We start from the raw sequence: 16,518 nt of genomic DNA, 5'->3' as shown, positions 1-16,518 counted from the left end.
GCCTGCCTCGGTGAGGCGAGGGGGTGAGGGCGGCGAACCACGTCACGGGGCGTATCGGGGCCGTCGATACGGGGGCGCCACCGCGGAGCACGCCCCAACTCATTGGCCGGGACACGGTGGTTCAGCAACTGATCGACTGCGCAACGGCGTTGACCGGTCCTGCCGTCTGGCTGGTGCGCGGCGAGATCGGCATCGGCCGCAGTGCGGTGCTGGCCGCACTGGCGGAGCGGGTGCGGGCCACCGGCGTCACCGTGCACGAGGTGGCCTGTCTGCCCCGCGACCACCACACCGCCTACCTGTTGGCGCACCGACTGGTGACGGCCCTGTCCCCGACGGCCGCACTGCGCGCGGTGACCGCCGAACCGTCCGCGCCCGGCACGTCGAGCCCCGCCGCCGCGCGCCGCCCGGACGGCCAGCCGCGGACCGATCAGAGCCACCCCACCGACCCGAGCCAGCCAAGCCATGCAGGTCAGCCGGGCCCGGCACACCACCCGAGCCACCCTGCCCACGCGAGCCAACCCGGCCCGGACGACCCGGGGCGCCTGCTCACCCGCCAGCTCACCCGCGCGCTGCGCACCCGTACGCGTACGGTGGTGCTGGTCGACGACGCCCAGTTCGCCGATCCGGAGACGGTGGACCTGGTCCGGGTACTCGCGCCGCTGTTGGCGCTGTCCGCGGTACGGCTGGTCCTCGGCGTCTCCCCCGTCCGCCCGCCCGGGTCGGCGCCGCGCGCGCCGCGGGGGCCGAGCTGGCCGTTCCCCGACGACCTGGCCGGGGACCCGGTCTGGCTGCCGCCGCTGACCCGACAGGAAGTGGCGCGCCTGGTCACGCACCGGCTGCGGGCGGTGCCCGACCGGGATCTGGTGGCCGAGTTGTACCGGCTCAGCGCCGGCAACCCGGGGGCGCTCGCGGCGGTGCTCGGCCCGGCCGGCGAGCCCACCATCGGCACCCTGATCGGCCACGCCCAACTGCGTCCCGGGGCGGCGCCGCCGGTGCTGCCCGACGACGACCGCTTCGTCCGCGCCCTCGCCGGGCTCGGCGAGGCGACCTGGCGGGTGGCCAAGGCGCTGAGCGTCCTAGAACCGCTGGGCAGCCGCACCCCCGCGATCCTCGCCACCACCACCGGTCTGTCCGCCGCGGCCGTCGCCGGCGCGCTGGCCGAGCTGACGGCCGCCGGGCTGGTCGACGAGGCCGCGGAGCCCGGGCCCGCGGCGCGGGCCGACACACCCGCCCGGCGCTGGTCGTTCCGCGTTCCGCTGGTGGCCGCGGCGCTGCGGGCCAGGCTCGGCCCGTACGAACGGCGCGCGGTGTCGGCGGCGGCGGTGCGGGCGCTGTGGGAGGAGAGTGACCGGGCGGCGCCTGGCGAGGGTGGCGGGCAGCGGCGCGACGCCGAGCGGCGGGCCTATCTGGCGAATCGTATCGTCGACGCCGGGGCCCTGGTCGACCGCTCTCGTGCGCTGTCCGAACTTCTTTTCATATCTGCCCAGTTGGCACCGGTACGGCCGCGCGATGCGGCGCGTTGGCTGCGGGCCGCCGCCGACCTCACCGACGATCCGCTGCTCCGCGCCTCGTCCCTGGCCCGACACGCGGCCACCGCGTACCGGGCCGGCGACGCCCGGGAGGCCGCCGACGCGGCCGGCGCGGTACTGCGCACGCACGGCGCCGACCTCAGCCCGGCCGCCCGCCAGGAACTCACCGTCGTACGGCTGATGGCGCTGGCCGCGGCGGGCGACATGGCGGCGCTCGGCGGGCAGCACGGGCCCGCGTCGCGTGCCACCGAGGGCCCGTCCGCCATCGCCGGGGCGCTGACCCTGTGTCTGCTCGGCCACTGGGCGCAGGCGCTCGACCTGATCGCGGCCACCGGCCTTGGCACCCGCCCCGACCCGGTGACCCGGCACTTCGGTGCCCTGCTGCGGGACGCCGCACGGCTGATGGTCGGCACCCCGGCCGGTCTGTACGCGGCCGTCGACGCCCCCGCAGACCCCTCGCTCCCGCCGCACCTCGCCTTCGAGTTGACCCTGCTCCAGTGCGATGGGCTGCTCGCGCTCGGCAGTGTGCGGCAGGCCGTGGCACTGCTGGAGCGGCGCGGCCACGACACCGCACGGCTGCCGGCCGAGACGCGGTTCCTGTGGCAGTTTCTGACCGGCTCCTGGGACGAGGCGCTGGCCACCGCGCGGACGGTGATGGTCAGCCGGCGGGCGACGGCCAGGCCGCCGGTGAGTGTGCTGGTGCACGCCCACACCTCGACGATGCTGCTCGCGCACGGCCGGCCGTCGCGCGCGCGGACCGTGCTCGACCAGGCACGTGCCCAGCCGATCGCGGCGGCCTACCTGCTCGACGCGCAGGAGGCGGCCATCGCCCTTTTCCTCGGCGAGCCGGCGCTCGCGGAGGAGGCCGTGCGCCGCGGGCTCGGCGAGGCCCGCGAGCGCGGCCACGTCTTCGGCACCGAGTCGCTGTGGACGGCGCTGGCCGCACTCCAGGGCGACGGCGACCGGCCGGAGCGTGTCCTGCTGTGCCTGCGCGAGGTGGACCGGGTCGCCACTGCCATGGCCAGCGACCGCAGCCGACTGCGCTATCTGCGCGCCTGCCTCGGCGCGCTCGACCGGCACCCCGAACTCGCCTCCGACCTGCCCGACGGCTCCGCGCTCGCCGACGAGGCACTCACCCTGGCCCGCACCGACGAGCAACCCTTCGAGCTGGCCCGCACCCTGTTGGCCGTGGCCAGCAGTGGCGGCCGGGCAAGGCCGGAGACCGAGTCGCTGCTGCGGGAGGCGTACGAGGTGTTCGGACAGCTCGGCGCGCTGGTGTGGCGGTACCGTACGCGCACCGCACTGCGCGACGCCGGGCTGCCGGTGCCGGGCCGGCGCACCGTGACCGAGGAGAACGAAAGGCTACTGGCCACCCTGGTCACCGAGGGGCTGGCCAACCGCCAGATCGCCCGCGCCCTCGCGGTCAGCGAAGGCAGCGTCGCCAGCCGCCTCAACCGCCTCTTCCACCGCACGGGGCTCCGCTCCCGAGTGGAGCTCGCCACGTTGATGTTGACCACCAACGAGCGCTGAACACGCGGGAGTTGGGTCGGTTACGGATCGCGGGGGCGGGCGGGGCGTCGCGGTGTGCCGACCCAGCGGCAGGGGCAGGCCCGGCGGCGCGCCGGCCCAGCGGCGGCAGCACGGCAGCCCGACGAGGGGCCGTGTCGCCCCGGCCCAGCCGCGGCGACACCGCCGCGGCGCGTCTCAGCCCGGCGCCGGCAGGGCACGCAGCCACTCCGTCAGCAGCCGGTTGACCTCCGCGGGCCGCTCCTGCTGCACCCAGTGGCCGCAGCCGTCGATGAGGTGGCGCGAGACCAACCCGGGCAGGGTGTGGTCGAACGCCGCGATCGCGTCGGCCATCCAGTGCGTGGTGGCGTCCAGCGCGCCGCCGACGAACAGCGAGGGTTGGCCGATCGGCGCCCCCTCCCAGGTCGCGAGGTCGGCCCAGTCAAGGTCGACGGCACGGTAGCGCCGGAGCGCCCCGGCCATCCCGGTGCGCTCGAACTCCGCGGCGTAGAAGTCGAGTTCGGTCTCACCCAGCCAGTGCGGGGCGCGCTGCTGTGGGAAGCGGTCGCGCAACCGGCCGCCGGGCGCCACGAAGTACGGGCTCGGCTCGTCGGGCCCCGGCATGGTGTCGCCGGACAGGCTCGCGTACCAGCCGGCCAGCCAGCCGCGTACGTCGGGCTCGATCTCGGCCTCGGCGCGGCCGGACTCCTGGAAGTAGCTGACGTAGAACTCCTCGTCCCCGCCGAGCGCGGCGAAGGCGTCGGTGGGCCGCGGGCCGCCGGGCGGCGCGTAGGGCACGCTCAGCATGGCGACGGCCGGGAACACGTCGGGGCGCAGCAGCGCCGCGTGCGCCGCGATGTTCGCACCCCAGTCGTGGCCGACGATCACCGCACGCTCGGCGCCGAGCCCGCGCACCACGGCGACCTCGTCGGCCACCAGGTCGAGCATCCGGTACGCGGCGGCCCCGGCCGGCTTCGCGGAGCGGCCGTAACCGCGCACGTCCACGGCGGCGGCCCGGAACCCGGCGGCGGCCAGCGCCGGAAGCTGGTGGCGCCAGGAGTACCAACTTTCCGGGAACCCGTGCACCAGCACCACCAGCGGCCCGCTGCCGCACTCCACGACGTAGGTGCGGCCGGCGGGAGACGCCACCATCCGGTGGGTGAGCGACCACGTCGGGTCCGGGTGTGCCATGGCTTCCTCCAGGGTGGGTGTGTCGGATGGGGGTGGATCTGGGTGGGTGAGTCGATCATCGAGCGGCCCGCCACCCCGCGGCCAGCACCTTTGCCGATCCGGCAAACCCCTGCGCGACCCGCCCACGCCCTCCCCATGCCAGCCCACACACACCCACCCCGCGCCACCGTCCACCCCCACACACACCCACACCCCCACTCACACCCACCCCGCATTGCCACCCACACCCGCCCGGCGTGACCGGTCTCGCACGCCGAGCCACTGGACGGCCGGCGATGACGGGGTACAGTGGCCGGGTCCTGTTGTCTCCGATAGAGGTGGACGTTGCGCATCTGAGGTTCGCGACATCGCGCGGTACGGCCGAGCCGTACTCCCGTCACGTTCAGGCCGGCCCTTTCGCCGCCCGTGACCCGCGCCTGCGACCTCGGTGCCCGGACCGTCCCGACCCGTCGGACGGCCGCGCTCCCCCTTCGGCTTAGGCCCGTCGCCGCGTGGTGCTCGCATACGAAGCCCCCATCCCTGCGCTTGCGACTGCGAGATTCACCATGGCCCACGCTTCGACTTCCCCCGCCGCCGTGACCTGCTCGGCGCTCTCCTTCCGCTGGCCGGACGGAACCACCGTCTTCGACGACCTGTCGTTCACCGTCGGCCGCGGGCGCACCGGCCTCGTCGGCAACAACGGCACCGGCAAGTCCACCCTGCTGCGGCTGCTGGCCGGCGCGCTGCGCCCGGCGGCCGGCTCGATCGCCCTCCGCGGCAGCCTCGCCTACCTGCCGCAGAACATCACCCTCAACACCGACCTCCGCGTGGACCAGGCGCTCGGCATCGCCGAGCGGCGGGCCGCGCTGCGCGCCATCGAGTCGGGCGACGCGAGCGAGGTCCACTTCGAGACGCTCGGGGACGACTGGGACGTGGAGGAACGGGCCGCGGCGACGCTCGCCACGCTCGGGCTCGACGGCATCGAACTCGACCGTACGGTGGGCCAGTTGTCGGGTGGCGAGACCGTGCTGCTGCGGCTGGCCGCGCTGCTCCTGGAGCGCCCCGACATCCTGCTGCTCGACGAGCCGACCAACAACCTCGACCTGTTCGCCCGCCGCCGACTCTACGAAGCGGTCGACTCCTGGCGCTCCGGCGTACTGATCATCGTCAGCCACGACCGCGACCTGCTGGAGCGGGTGGACCGGATCGCCGAGCTGCGGTCCGGCTCGGTGACCTGGTACGGCGGCGCCTGGTCCGACTACCAGCAGGCGCTGGCCACCCAACAAGAGTCGGCCGAGCGCATGTTGCGCGCCGCCGAGGCCGATGTGCGCAAGCAGAAGCGGGAGTTGGAGGAGGCACAGATCAAGGTGGCCCGCCGGGAGCGGCACAGCAAGAAGATGGACGCCCAGCGGCGGGCGCCCAGGATCGTGGCCGGTGAGCGCAAGCGGTCCGCGCAGGAGTCGGCCGACAAGCTGCGCGGGGTCCAGGAGGCGCGGCTCGAAGAGGCGCGCGAGCGGCGCGAGGAGGCCGCCGACGCACTGCGCAACGACGCCGAGATCCGGGTCAGCCTGCCGCACACGGCGGTGCCGACCGGCCGTACCGTACTGACCCTGCACGCGCTGCGGCCCGCGTACGGCAGGCTGCGCGCGGGCGAGTTGCACGTGCACGGGCCGGAGCGGATCGCCCTGGTGGGGCGGAACGGCGCGGGCAAGACGACGCTGCTGCGCACCCTCGCCGGCGAGCTCGCACCGGCCGAGGGCGAGGCGAGGGCGTCCGTGCCGCTGCGCTTCCTGCCACAGCGGCTCGACGTGCTGGACGAGGAGCTCAGCGTCGCGGAGAACGTGGCCAGGATGGCGCCCGGCGTCACCGACAACCACATCCGTTCGCAGCTCGCCCGCTTCCTGTTCCGGGGGGCTCGGGCTGCGCAGCCGGCCGGCACCCTGTCGGGCGGAGAACGGTTCCGGGCCGCGCTCGCCGCCACCATGCTGGCCGCGCCCGCGCCCCAGTTGTTGATGCTGGACGAGCCGACCAACAATCTCGACCTGGCCAGCGTCCGCCATCTGACCAGCGCACTCGACTCCTTCCAGGGCGCACTCCTGGTCGCCAGCCACGACCTCGCCTTCCTGACCGCGATCGGCATCACGCGCTGGCTGTTCGTCTCCGACACGTTGCGGGAGACCTCCGCCGACGAGGTGCGCGACCTGTTGGAGACCGCACGGGAACCGGCGGCGTCCGAGCCGGACGCGGACCGCGCGGCGCCGGCGTCGTAGGAGGCCGGAGGCTCCGGCGTCGTAAGGGAGCGGTACGCGCCGGGCGGTCCTGGCGGCGCACCGCCGCCGGCCCTGGTTGACTGGTGCCGCACGTGCCGTCGCCGCCCACCGCGCCCGTGGCCAGCGCCGCGCCGACGGGGCCCCGCCGCCGCGGACCCCGAGGACGAGGAGACCAGCCCATGCCCGACGTACCGCACGCCGCCGACCTCACCGTGCCCGACAGCGCCCTGGCCAAGGAGGCCACCGCCCTGGTGCGGGACGCCACCGACGACCTGATCTACCACCATTCGCGCCGGGTGTACCTCTTCGGCAGCCTGCTGGGGCGCGCCCGCGGCCTGGAGTGCGACCAGGAGTTGCTGTACATCGGCGCCATGTTCCACGACCTGGGCCTGAACGAGGAGTTCCGCACCAGCGGGCGGCGGTTCGAGGTGGACGGGGCGGAGGAGGCCGCCGCGTTCCTGCGCGCACACCAGGTGCCCGAGGACGCGGTGCGCCGGGTGTGGACGGCGATCGCCCTGCACACCACGCCCGGCGTGCCGGAGTTCATGGAGCCGGAGGTGGCGCTGGTCACCGCGGGGGTGGAGTACGACGTGCTCGGCATCGACTACGACCGGATCAGCCCCGACGACCGGGCCGCGATCGTCGCCCTGCACCCGCGGCCCGACTTCAAGCGGCGCATCCTGGCGGCGTTCACCGAGGGCATCGCGCCCAAGCCGGAGACCACGTTCGGCAATGTGAAGGCCGATGTGTTGGCCCACTTCGTACCCGGCTTCCAGCGCGGCGACTTCGTGACCGTCATCCGCGAGTCGGCGTGGCCCGAGTGACGCCGGGCGCGCGGGTGGGGTGAGCACGCCCCGCCCCGTACGCGCTCGTGGTGGTGCCGGCCCCCGGCCGGCACCACGCGAAGCGGGCTCAGCGCTCGGTGACCCGCCCGTCGGCCATCTCGATGCGGCGCGTGGTGTGCACCGCGTCCAGCATCCGGCGGTCGTGGGTGACCAGCAGCAGCGTGCCGGCGTACGCGGCGAGCGCCGACTCCAACTGCTCGATGGCGGGCAGGTCCAGGTGGTTGGTCGGCTCGTCGAGCACCAGCAGGTTGACCCCGCGGGCCTGGAGCAGGGCGAGCGCGGCCCGGGTCCGCTCGCCGGGCGAGAGGGTCGCGGCGGGGCGCAGCACGTGGTCGGCCTTCAGCCCGAACTTGGCCAACAGCGTCCGCACCTCGGCCGGTTCGAGCTCGGCCACGACCTCGCTGAAGGTGTCGAGCAGCGATCCGGCGTGGGGTCGCCCCTCGCCGCCGGGCGCCCGGGCCGGCTGCGGCGCGGCGGCCCCCTCCTGGCCGCCCGGCGTGTCCGCCTCCGCCCCGACCCGGTCCGCGCCGAAGAGCTGCGCCCTGGCCTGGTCCACCTCGCCGATGACCACGCCCGAGCCGAGCGCGGCGTGCCCCTCGTCCAGCGGCAGCCGGCCGAGGAGTGCGGCCAGCAGGGTGGACTTGCCCGAGCCGTTGGCGCCGACGATCGCCACCCGGTCCGCCCAGTCGACCTGGAGGTCGACGGGGCCGAAGTCGAAGCTGCCGCGGCGCACCCGGGCCCCGCGCAGGGTGGCCACGACCGAGCCCGAGCGGGGCGCCTGGGCGATCTCAAGGCGCAGTTCCCACTCCTTGCGCGGCTCCTCGACCTCTTCGAGGCGCTCGATGAGCCGGTCGGTCTGCCGGGCCTTGGCCGCCTGCTTCTCGGTGCTCTCGATGCGCGCGTTGCGCAGCAACTTGTCACCGTCGGTGGCCTTGCGGCGGGCGTTGCGCACGCCCTTGTCCATCCAGGCGCGCTGGGTGCGGGCCCGCTCCTCAAGCCCCGCGCGGGTCTGCGCGTACTGCTCGTACCGCTCCCTGGCGTGCCGGCGCGCCGTCTCGCGCTCCTCCAGATAGGCGGTGTAGCCGCCGCCGAAGAGGGTGATCTGCTGTTGGGCCAGGTCGAGTTCGAGGACCTTGTCGACCGTGCGGGCCAGGAACTCGCGGTCATGGCTGACCAGCACGGTGCCGGCGCGCAGCCCGCGGACGAACTCCTCCAACCGGGCCAGGCCGTCCAGGTCCAGGTCGTTGGTCGGCTCGTCGAGCAGGAAGACGTCGTACCGGCTGAGCAGCAGCGAGGCGAGTCCGGCGCGGGCCGCCTGGCCGCCGGAGAGCGCGGTCATCGGCCGGTCGAGACCGACCGAGAGGCCGAGCGACGCGGTGACGCCCTCGGCGCGCTCCGCCAGATCGGCGCAGCCGAGCGCGAGCCACCGATCCCAGGCGGTGGCGTACGCGTCGTCGGCACCCGGCTGCCCGGCCGCCAGTGCTTCGGTGGCGGCTTCGAGGGCCGCTTCGGCGGCGGCGACCCCGGTGCGGCGGGCCAGGAAGTCACGCACCGTCTCGGCGCCGGTGGCCGGGTCGGAGCCGCCGGTGCGGCGCCGCTCGTGCTCCTGCGGCAGATGGCCGATGGTGGCGTGCGGCGGGTTGAGCGTGACGCTGCCCTCGGTGGGTTCGACCAGGCCGGCGAGGATGCGCAGCAGGGTGGACTTGCCGGCCCCATTGGCGCCGACGAGGCCGATGGTGTCCCCGGGGGCCACGACGAGGTCGAGACCGGCGAAGAGGGTGCGGTCACCGTGCCCGGCGGCGAGGTTCTTGGCAACGAGAGTGGCAGTCATCAGTGGGTGATCCTAGCCGCGGGCCCCGTCGCCGCGCCCCTGCATATCCCTGGGGCTGGCCCCTTGGCCGGCGGCGCTGTTTCCCTGACCGGGGCGCTCGTGTGGCTGGCGGGAGGTGGTGCCGGCCCGGGTGGGAGTAGCGGCGGCGCGGGGAGCACGCCGGGATCGCGGTCCGGCCCGGCCTCCCGGTGCGGTGCGGTGGGGTGTGGCGTGGCGGGGCCCGGGCCGACAGCCCGCACGCGTACGCCGCACTCCGCTCCACGTCGTACGCCGCACTCCGTACCCCGCGGGGGCTCGCGCTGCGTCCGATCAGCGGATAGCGTCCCCGCATGGTGCGCGATGTGATCGTGATCGGCTCCGGCGTCACCGGCCTGACCTGCGCCGTTACGCTGGCGGAGCGAGGGTTTCGGGTGGCCGTGTGGGGTCGGGAGCCGGCCGCTGCGACCACCTCTGCGGTGGCCGGTGGGCTCTGGTGGCCCTACCGCATCGAGCCGGCCGATGCCGCGGGCCGCTGGTCGCTGGCCGCGCTGACGGAACTGACCGCGCTGGCCGCCGACCCGCAGGAGAGCGGCGTACGGTTCGCGGACGGCACGCACGCGGGCCTGACCCGGGCGGGCCTGGGGGCCTGGGCCGATGACCTGCCCGGGCTGGAGGCGGCCACGGCGGCGCAGTTGCCTGCCGGGTTCACGGCCGGGCTGCGGGCCCGTGTCCCGCTGATCGACATGCCCGCGCACCTGCGCCACCTGGAACGCCGGCTGACCGCCGCCGGCGGCACCGTCGAGATCCGCGCGCTGACCTCGCTCGCCGAGGCCGGCCGGGCGGCCGGGGCCGTGGTGAACTGCGCGGGCCTCGGCGCCCGCGACCTGGTCCCCGATCCGACCGTCCACCCGGTGCAGGGACAGGTGGTGGTCGTGGCCAACCCGGGCCTGACGGAGTGGCTGGTGGCCGCCGACGACGCGGCGGACGAGACGCTGTACGTGCTGCCGCAGCCGTACGGGGTGGTGCTCGGCGGCACCGCCCGGGCCCACTCCTGGGAGCTGCGCCCCGAGCCCGCGACGGCCGAGGCGATCCTGGCGCGCTGCCTTCGGGCGCGGCCAGAGTTGGCCGGGGCGCCGGTGCTCGCCCACCGGGTCGGCCTGCGCCCGGCCCGCCCCCGGGTCAGGCTCGAACTGGCGGAACTCCCGGGCGGCACCCGGTGCGTCCACAACTACGGGCACGGCGGCGCGGGCGTCACCGTCGCCTGGGGTTGCGCCCGCGAGGTGGCGGCGCTGCTCGGCGCCTGAGACCGCCCCTGCGGGCCGCGGACGGTGCGGGATCGGCGCCGCGCCATGCGCCTCGTCTTGCGTCACGCGGCGGCCCGTGCGACACCTGCGCGGGGGCCACACGGGGTGCGCGGAGCGGGAGGCGATACGCCGGGGCTGCGGCTGCCGCCCGGCCACAGCCACCGGGCGGCCGTCCAACCGATCGACAGCCGCCCGGGCCACCGCCGTTACGCGCCCGTCCGGCCGGGGCCGCGCGCGCTCGACCGTCCAACCGCGGTCGCGCACCAAGGCCACACCCACCACCCAACCACCAACCACCAACCACCGAAAGGTAGTGCTCCCCGCGAGGTCCTGACGGCCAGGGCCTTGGGGACCGTCGGGCTCGCGGGGAGCACGTTCAGGGGGCCGACGCGTGGTCGGCCGGGTACGCGAACGACACGGCGGGCGGTACGCGACGGGCAGGCCGACACGGAGACGCCTAGTTGGGTGACTGTGGGTGAGGTCACAGGGAGAACATGACCAAGGTTTACTTAGGTAAGCCTAAGCTAACCACGTGCATCGCAGCTCAACAACACTTCCAGGTCAGATACCTCAACTCGGTTCCACGGGCCCGCCTCACCGGTCCCGGCCACTCCCCCGCACCCGCACCCGGCACGGCCAACTCCCGCCGCCCGGAACGGCGTTCAGGTCAGCGGCCCGCCCCTGACGGCGCAACCGTCGCGCGACCGCCGTACGCGCCCCGCCAACGGGCCCCCTCCGTCCGGCGGCGGCACTCCCATCCGCCGTACTGTCCCCGACCCCCCGGAATGCGCATGAAGATCCCCGTCACCCCAGGGGCCGGACGCCTCGATCCCCTCCCCCTGCGGCCCGGCACCGGACCGCAGGGGCGCGGCGACGCACCGGCCGTCGCCGCGTCAGGCGCCCCGCACCGTCACCACCGCACCCGGTGGCAGAACGAGCAACCGCAGCACCCCGAGCAACTGGAGGCAGCATCATGAACGGCTGGCTGATCACCGGAGCGGGCGGCATGCTCGGACGCGAGGTGCGGGCGCACCTGGCCGCGGCTTCGGTGCCCGCGCTCCCACTGACCCAAGCCGACCTGGACCTGACCGACAGCGAGGCGGTGGCCCGCGCGGTGCGCCGCACCCGGCCCGCCGTCGTCGTCAACTGCGCGGCCTGGACCGACGTGGACACCGCCGAACTGCACGAGACCGCGGCCCTGCGGGTGAACGGCGAGGCGGTGCGCAACCTGGCCCGCGCGTGCGCCACGACCGGCTCCCGGCTGCTGCACGTCTCGTCCGACCAGGTCTTCCCCGGCCGGGCCAGCGCCCCCTACGACGAGACCGCCCGCCCCGGCCCGCGCACCGCCTACGGGCGCACCCGGCTGGCCGGCGAACGCGCCGTACTCGAAGAACTGCCGCGCACCGGCACCGTGGTGCGCACCTCGTGGCTGTACGGGGCGTACGGGCCGAACGCCGTACGTGCGATGGCCGCCCGGGCCGCCGCGGGCGAGGGGACCCTCGCGGTCGCGCACGACGAGCACGGCCAGCCGACCTGGACCAGGGACGTGGCGGAGCGGCTGCTCGCGCTCGGCCGGCTGCCCGCCTCGCAGACCGCCGGCATCTTCCACGCCACCGGTGGGGGCCGCACCACCTGGTACGACCTGGCCAGGGAGGTGTTCCGGCTGGCCGGGGCCGACCCGGACCGGGTGGTGCCGGTGGACGGCGCGCACTTCGCCGCCATCGCCCAGCGGCCCACCTGGAGCGTGCTCGGCCACGCCCGGTGGGAGGAGTCGGGGCTGAGCGCGCCCCGACACTGGCGGGACGCGCTCGCGGTGGCCTTCCGCTCGGTCACCGCCGCCGGACCGCCGGCCAGGCGACGCCCGGCGCCACGACGCCCGGCGCCGACCCGCGGCACCCCGGTGGCCGCCGCCCGCGGCCCGGTACGGGCACTCAGCCGCTGAGGTCGTACGGGGGCGGGCGGCGGGAGCAGGAACGCCCAACCCAACGCCCCCGCCCCGTGCGCCCCGTACTACGCCTTCCCCACCGGCTCGTCCGCCGGCTCCGCCGTCGCGCCCGACGCGGGCGCGATCTGCAACTCGAAGTCGCCCGCGTACTTCTGGTGGCCGGCGATGACCGCGAGTTCCACGGCCTCCTCGCCCTGCTCGCCCCGGACGATCAGCGGGTCGCGCCGCAGGTCGCGCATGAGCGCCACGCACATGCCGACCATCACCAGGACGAAGGGCGCGGCAACCAGGATGGTGAGGTTCTGCAAGCCGGTCAGCACGTCCGAGCCACCCTCGCCGACCAGCAGCATGATGGCGGCCACCGCACCGGTGACCACGCCCCAGAAGATGACGACCAGTCGGGTCGGTTCGAAGGAGCCGCGCTGCGAGAGCGTGCCCATCACGATCGAGGCGGCGTCGGCCCCCGACACGAAGAAGATGCCGACCAGGACCATCACCAGGATGCTGGTGACGGTGGCGACCGGATACTGCTCCAACACGTCGAACAGCCGTCCCTCGGGCGAGGCGTCGTCGCCCAGCTTGCCCGCGGACTGGAGCTTCATCGCGGAGCTGCCGAAGATCGCGAACCAGAGCAGCGAGACCGTGCTGGGCACCAGGATCACCCCGCCGACGAACTGCCTGATGGTCCGGCCGCGGCTGATGCGGGCGATGAACATGCCGACGAACGGCGTCCAGGAGATCCACCAGGCCCAGTAGAAGACCGTCCACGAACCCAGCCAGTCGGCCACCGACTGGCCGCCGGTCGCCTCCGTACGGCCCACGAGTTGCGGCAGGTCGCCCAGGTAGGCGCCCATGGAGGTGGGCAGCATGTCGAGGATGACGATGGTCGGCCCGGCCACGAAGACGAAGATGGCGAGGCCGAGCGCCAGCACCATGTTGATGTTGGAGAGCCACTGGATGCCCTTGGCGATGCCGGACACCGCCGAGGCCACGAACGCGACCGTCAGGACGGCGATGACGGCCACCAGCAACCCGGTGCTCACGTCGTTCATCCACCCCAGCTTCTCCATGCCGCTGCCGATCTGCACCGCACCGAGGCCGAGCGAGGCGGCGGAGCCGAAGAGGGTGGCGAAGATGGCCAGGATGTCGATGACGCGGCCGACCGCGCCGTTCGCGTGTCGCTTGCCGAGCAGCGGGGTGAACACGGCGCTGATGGTCTGTCGGCGCCCACGCCGGAAGGTGCTGTACGCGATGGCGAGACCGACCACCGCGTAGATCGCCCACGGGTGCAGCGTCCAGTGGAAGAGCGTGGTGGCCATCGAGGTCTGCATGGCCTCGTAGTCGTTCTTCGGGTCGGTGCCCGGCGGCGCGTCGATGAAGTGCGACATCGGTTCGCTGACGCCGTAGAACATCAACCCGATGCCCATGCCGGCGCTGAACATCATCGCGACCCAGGAGACGGTGCGGAACTCCGGCTCCTCGCCCTCCTTGCCCAGCGTGATCTTGCCGTAGCGGCTGAGCGCCAGCCACAGGGCGAACACCACGAATCCGGACGCGGCGAGCATGAAGGCCCAGCCGCCGTGGTGGATGAGATCGGTGAGCAGGTCGGACGAGACGTCCTGGAGCGCGTCCGTGGCGATCGCGCCCCAGGTCACGAACGCGAGCGTGAGGACGGCGGTGACGCCGAAGACCACCCGGTCGGTACGCGGCGCCGCGGTCCGCTGCGGGCTGCCGGGCATGACGGCCGGCGCCGTCGGTTCCACCGGGTCGCCCCGGACGCCCTTCTCCTGGTTGTTCTGTGACACGCGTAGACCTCTCGGTAGGGGCAACTGGCAAACGATTCACCTGCCCGCTACCCCCGACCGGGGAACGCACTCCCCTCTGTTCTTGGGCCGTACGAGGGGCCGTACGGGGCTGCCGGAGGCGGGGCCACGCCCCCGGCAGCCTGCGCGGACTGCCGGTGCGTCACCCGCCGCCGGCAGCCCGCGCCCAGGTCACCGCGCGGTGCGGGCCGGCGGGACCGTGCCCGAGCCGGCCGGCTTCCGGTCGATCGGGCCCGGCGCCGGTACCGAGGTCAGCGGCGTGCCAGCGCCCGGCGCACGGGCCGCGGTCGGCCGCTGCACCAGCGCCGGCGCGCCGCCCACCAGCGGCACCTCGGCGCTGGTCCCGGCGAGGTCCACGGTCAGCCGCGGGGTGCTGTTCGGGGCCGTGATCAGCCCGCGGTCGGTGCCGGCGACGATCAGTGCGAGCCGGTGCCCGGCCTTGAGCACGTGGTCGCTGGCGGCCAGGTCCAGGGTGATGGTGTACCGCTGACCCGGAGTCAGCGGGCGGCCGGTGTGGTCGTCGGCGTGGTTGCCGAGGTCGGCCCAGCCGCGGCTGAAGACGGTGTAACCCACCCGGCGGGTGTCGGCCTTGGTGTCCAGGAAGCAGGCGCTGTCACCGGTCCTGCTCTCACCCCAGCAACTGCGGGTGGTGAGGTCGGTGATGCCCTCGCCGGCGCCGGTGTAGTTGCGGATGGTGTCCGGGCCGACGTCCACCAAAACGGCCGTCAGATGCGCCGAACGGGTGCTGGGCGTCGCGGTCACCCGGACCTTGGCCGAACCGGAGACCCGCAGGTCACGGGCGAGCGGCCGGGTGGTGAAGGCGACCTTGGCCGCGGTGCGCTGGTCGACGGCCGCCGCCCAGTCGGCCTCGCTCTGCCGCGGGTCGTCGGTGAAGGTCTCGGTGCTGCCGGGGGCGGCCTGGACGGTGCCCAGTTCGCCCACGCCGGGCGTCGTGCCGCTGCGCGGGCGCAGGGTGGTGACCTGGGTGCCGGCGGCGGGCCACGTCGCGTCGGTGGTCCAGCTGTCCACCTCGCGCTCGATGTCGGCCATCGGCTCCCGCTCGATGCCGTTGTCGATGCCCAGCAGGTAGTGGTCGAACCAGCGGTGGGCGGTCTTCACCCACTCCGCGCGGCGGATGTCGAACGGGTCGACGTGCCCGGCCTGCGTCAGCCAGATCTTGCGCTCGACGCCGGCCTTGGACAGCGCGTCCCACCACTGGCCCAGGTGGTTCATCCGCACGTTGAGGTCCTGGCCGCCGTGCACGGCGAAGACGCTGGCCTTGACCTTGCCGGCGTCCGGCACGTAGTTGCGCGCGGTCCACAGCGAGGTCCAGTCGCCGGTGCGCGGCGCGCCCCGCACCAGCTCGTCCTTGACCGCGCCGCAGCGCGCCGCCGACCCCGCGCTCTCCACGCCGCGGGCCAGCCCGTCGGGGCCGCCGTTGAAGTACGGGGCGCCCTTGGCGAAGTAGTAGTCGTACCAGGAGGAGATGGCACCGATGGGCACGATGGTCTTCAGGCCCGGCACGCCGGTGGCGGCGACGCCGTTGGCGATGGTGCCGTCGTAGCTCTTGCCGATCATGCCGGTGGCGCCGGTGCTCCAGGTCGCGGCCGTCTTGGTGCTGCCGGTGCGGCTGGTGTACGCGGTGCCGGCGCCGTTCAGCCACTCCACGACGGCCTTGGCCGATGCGATGTCGGACGGGCCGCCGATGTCCACGCAGCCGTCGGAGCGGTTGGTGCCGGCCAGGTCGACGAGGACGGCGGCGTATCCGCGCGGCACGAAGTAGTTGTCGTAGTGCATCGGGAACTGCACCGCGGTGCCGGTGCTGTCGTAGGTCTTCTTCTGGCTCTCGTTGCCGCGCCCGCAGCACGAGTAGTACGGGCTGGCGTCCATGATCACCGGGACCTTGCGGCCCTGGCGGGCGGCCTCGCCGGGCCGCACGATGTCGGCCGCCACCCGGTCGGATCGGCCGTCGCGGTCCAGGTCGAGGCCGATGTCCACCCAGACGGACTCCCGGACGGCGTCCGCGTAGGAATAGCTCGGCCGGCTCGGATCGCCGGGTCTGGCCCCGTCCGCCGTACGGCTGCCCTGTGCGGTGGCCGTGCCGGCGAGTGAGGTCATCAGGGCGGTCACGACCGCCAATATGAGCGTCGTCCACTGGATGCGGGTGCCCCGCTGACGATTCAGCACGGGGCGGACGGTAGCGCGAGTGGCGGCACGGACAGAAGAGGGCGCGGGTCCGGTTTGGCCCGGTGCGACAGGAGTGATCTACGTCTGGCGCATGTCGATCACATGACAGTGAGCGCCATGGACATGTCC

General features: G+C 74.3%; 9 protein-coding genes. 5 read left to right on the top strand and 4 right to left on the bottom strand.

The window, feature by feature from the left end; all coding sequences use genetic code 11:
• Positions 1-23: 23 nt before the first annotated feature.
• Positions 24-3,059 (top strand): AAA family ATPase, encoded by a 3,036-nt coding sequence (locus ACMA1D_RS01345; protein ID WP_414721957.1) that lies wholly within the window; start codon positions 24-26, stop codon positions 3,057-3,059.
• Positions 3,060-3,233: 174 nt separating this feature from the next.
• Here the strand turns inward: ACMA1D_RS01345 and ACMA1D_RS01340 are convergent, their stop codons facing one another.
• A complete protein-coding gene (locus tag ACMA1D_RS01340; protein ID WP_414721956.1) occupies positions 3,234-4,226 on the bottom strand; it encodes an alpha/beta fold hydrolase in 993 nt (330 codons plus the stop codon).
• Positions 4,227-4,771: 545 nt separating this feature from the next.
• Here ACMA1D_RS01340 and ACMA1D_RS01335 point away from each other — a divergent pair.
• Together ACMA1D_RS01335 and ACMA1D_RS01330 are read left to right on the top strand one after the other, a co-directional pair.
• Complete coding sequence (locus ACMA1D_RS01335) at positions 4,772-6,475, top strand: ABC-F family ATP-binding cassette domain-containing protein (RefSeq protein ID WP_414721955.1); 1,704 nt, start codon at positions 4,772-4,774, stop codon at positions 6,473-6,475.
• Positions 6,476-6,654: 179 nt separating this feature from the next.
• A complete protein-coding gene (locus ACMA1D_RS01330) occupies positions 6,655-7,299 on the top strand; it encodes an HD domain-containing protein (protein WP_414721954.1) in 645 nt (214 codons plus the stop codon).
• 88 nt (positions 7,300-7,387) lie between these two features.
• Here the strand turns inward: ACMA1D_RS01330 and ACMA1D_RS01325 are convergent, their stop codons facing one another.
• On the bottom strand, positions 7,388-9,151 hold the full coding sequence (locus ACMA1D_RS01325) for an ABC-F family ATP-binding cassette domain-containing protein (RefSeq protein ID WP_414721953.1): 1,764 nt from the start codon (positions 9,149-9,151) through the stop codon (positions 7,388-7,390).
• Between the two features lie 329 nt (positions 9,152-9,480).
• On the opposite strand from ACMA1D_RS01325, the gene ACMA1D_RS01320 reads away from it, so the two are divergent.
• Positions 9,481-10,434 (top strand): FAD-dependent oxidoreductase, encoded by a 954-nt coding sequence (locus ACMA1D_RS01320; RefSeq protein ID WP_414721952.1) that lies wholly within the window; start codon positions 9,481-9,483, stop codon positions 10,432-10,434.
• Positions 10,435-11,407: 973 nt separating this feature from the next.
• Positions 11,408-12,376, top strand: a complete 969-nt coding sequence (gene rfbD / locus ACMA1D_RS01315) for a dTDP-4-dehydrorhamnose reductase (RefSeq protein WP_414721951.1) — start codon at positions 11,408-11,410, stop codon at positions 12,374-12,376.
• 68 nt (positions 12,377-12,444) lie between these two features.
• On the opposite strand, the gene ACMA1D_RS01310 is transcribed toward rfbD, so the two are convergent.
• Complete coding sequence (locus ACMA1D_RS01310; RefSeq protein WP_414721984.1) at positions 12,445-14,118, bottom strand: BCCT family transporter; 1,674 nt, start codon at positions 14,116-14,118, stop codon at positions 12,445-12,447.
• Between the two features lie 255 nt (positions 14,119-14,373).
• On the bottom strand, positions 14,374-16,320 hold the full coding sequence (locus ACMA1D_RS01305; protein WP_414721983.1) for a Xaa-Pro dipeptidyl-peptidase: 1,947 nt from the start codon (positions 16,318-16,320) through the stop codon (positions 14,374-14,376).
• Between the last annotated feature and the right edge of the window lie 198 nt (positions 16,321-16,518).

This window comes from Streptomyces sp. 796.1, assembly GCF_047525675.1.
Taxonomy (GTDB): Bacteria; Actinomycetota; Actinomycetes; order Streptomycetales; family Streptomycetaceae; genus Streptomyces.
Note: the sequence above shows the minus strand (reverse complement) of the source record. Positions and strands in the feature narration are given on the sequence as shown.

Excerpts from the sequence above, each read along its gene's own strand:
- ACMA1D_RS01340 (WP_414721956.1), bottom strand. The coding sequence starts at position 4,226 with ATGGCACACCCGGACCCGACGTGGTCGCTCACCCACCGGATGGTGGCG.
- ACMA1D_RS01335 (WP_414721955.1), top strand. The coding sequence starts at position 4,772 with ATGGCCCACGCTTCGACTTCCCCCGCCGCCGTGACCTGCTCGGCGCTC.
- ACMA1D_RS01330 (WP_414721954.1), top strand. The coding sequence starts at position 6,655 with ATGCCCGACGTACCGCACGCCGCCGACCTCACCGTGCCCGACAGCGCC.
- ACMA1D_RS01325 (WP_414721953.1), bottom strand. The coding sequence starts at position 9,151 with ATGACTGCCACTCTCGTTGCCAAGAACCTCGCCGCCGGGCACGGTGAC.
- ACMA1D_RS01320 (WP_414721952.1), top strand. The coding sequence starts at position 9,481 with ATGGTGCGCGATGTGATCGTGATCGGCTCCGGCGTCACCGGCCTGACC.
- rfbD (WP_414721951.1), top strand. The coding sequence starts at position 11,408 with ATGAACGGCTGGCTGATCACCGGAGCGGGCGGCATGCTCGGACGCGAG.
- ACMA1D_RS01310 (WP_414721984.1), bottom strand. The coding sequence starts at position 14,118 with ATGCCCGGCAGCCCGCAGCGGACCGCGGCGCCGCGTACCGACCGGGTG.
- ACMA1D_RS01305 (WP_414721983.1), bottom strand. The coding sequence starts at position 16,320 with ATGACCTCACTCGCCGGCACGGCCACCGCACAGGGCAGCCGTACGGCG.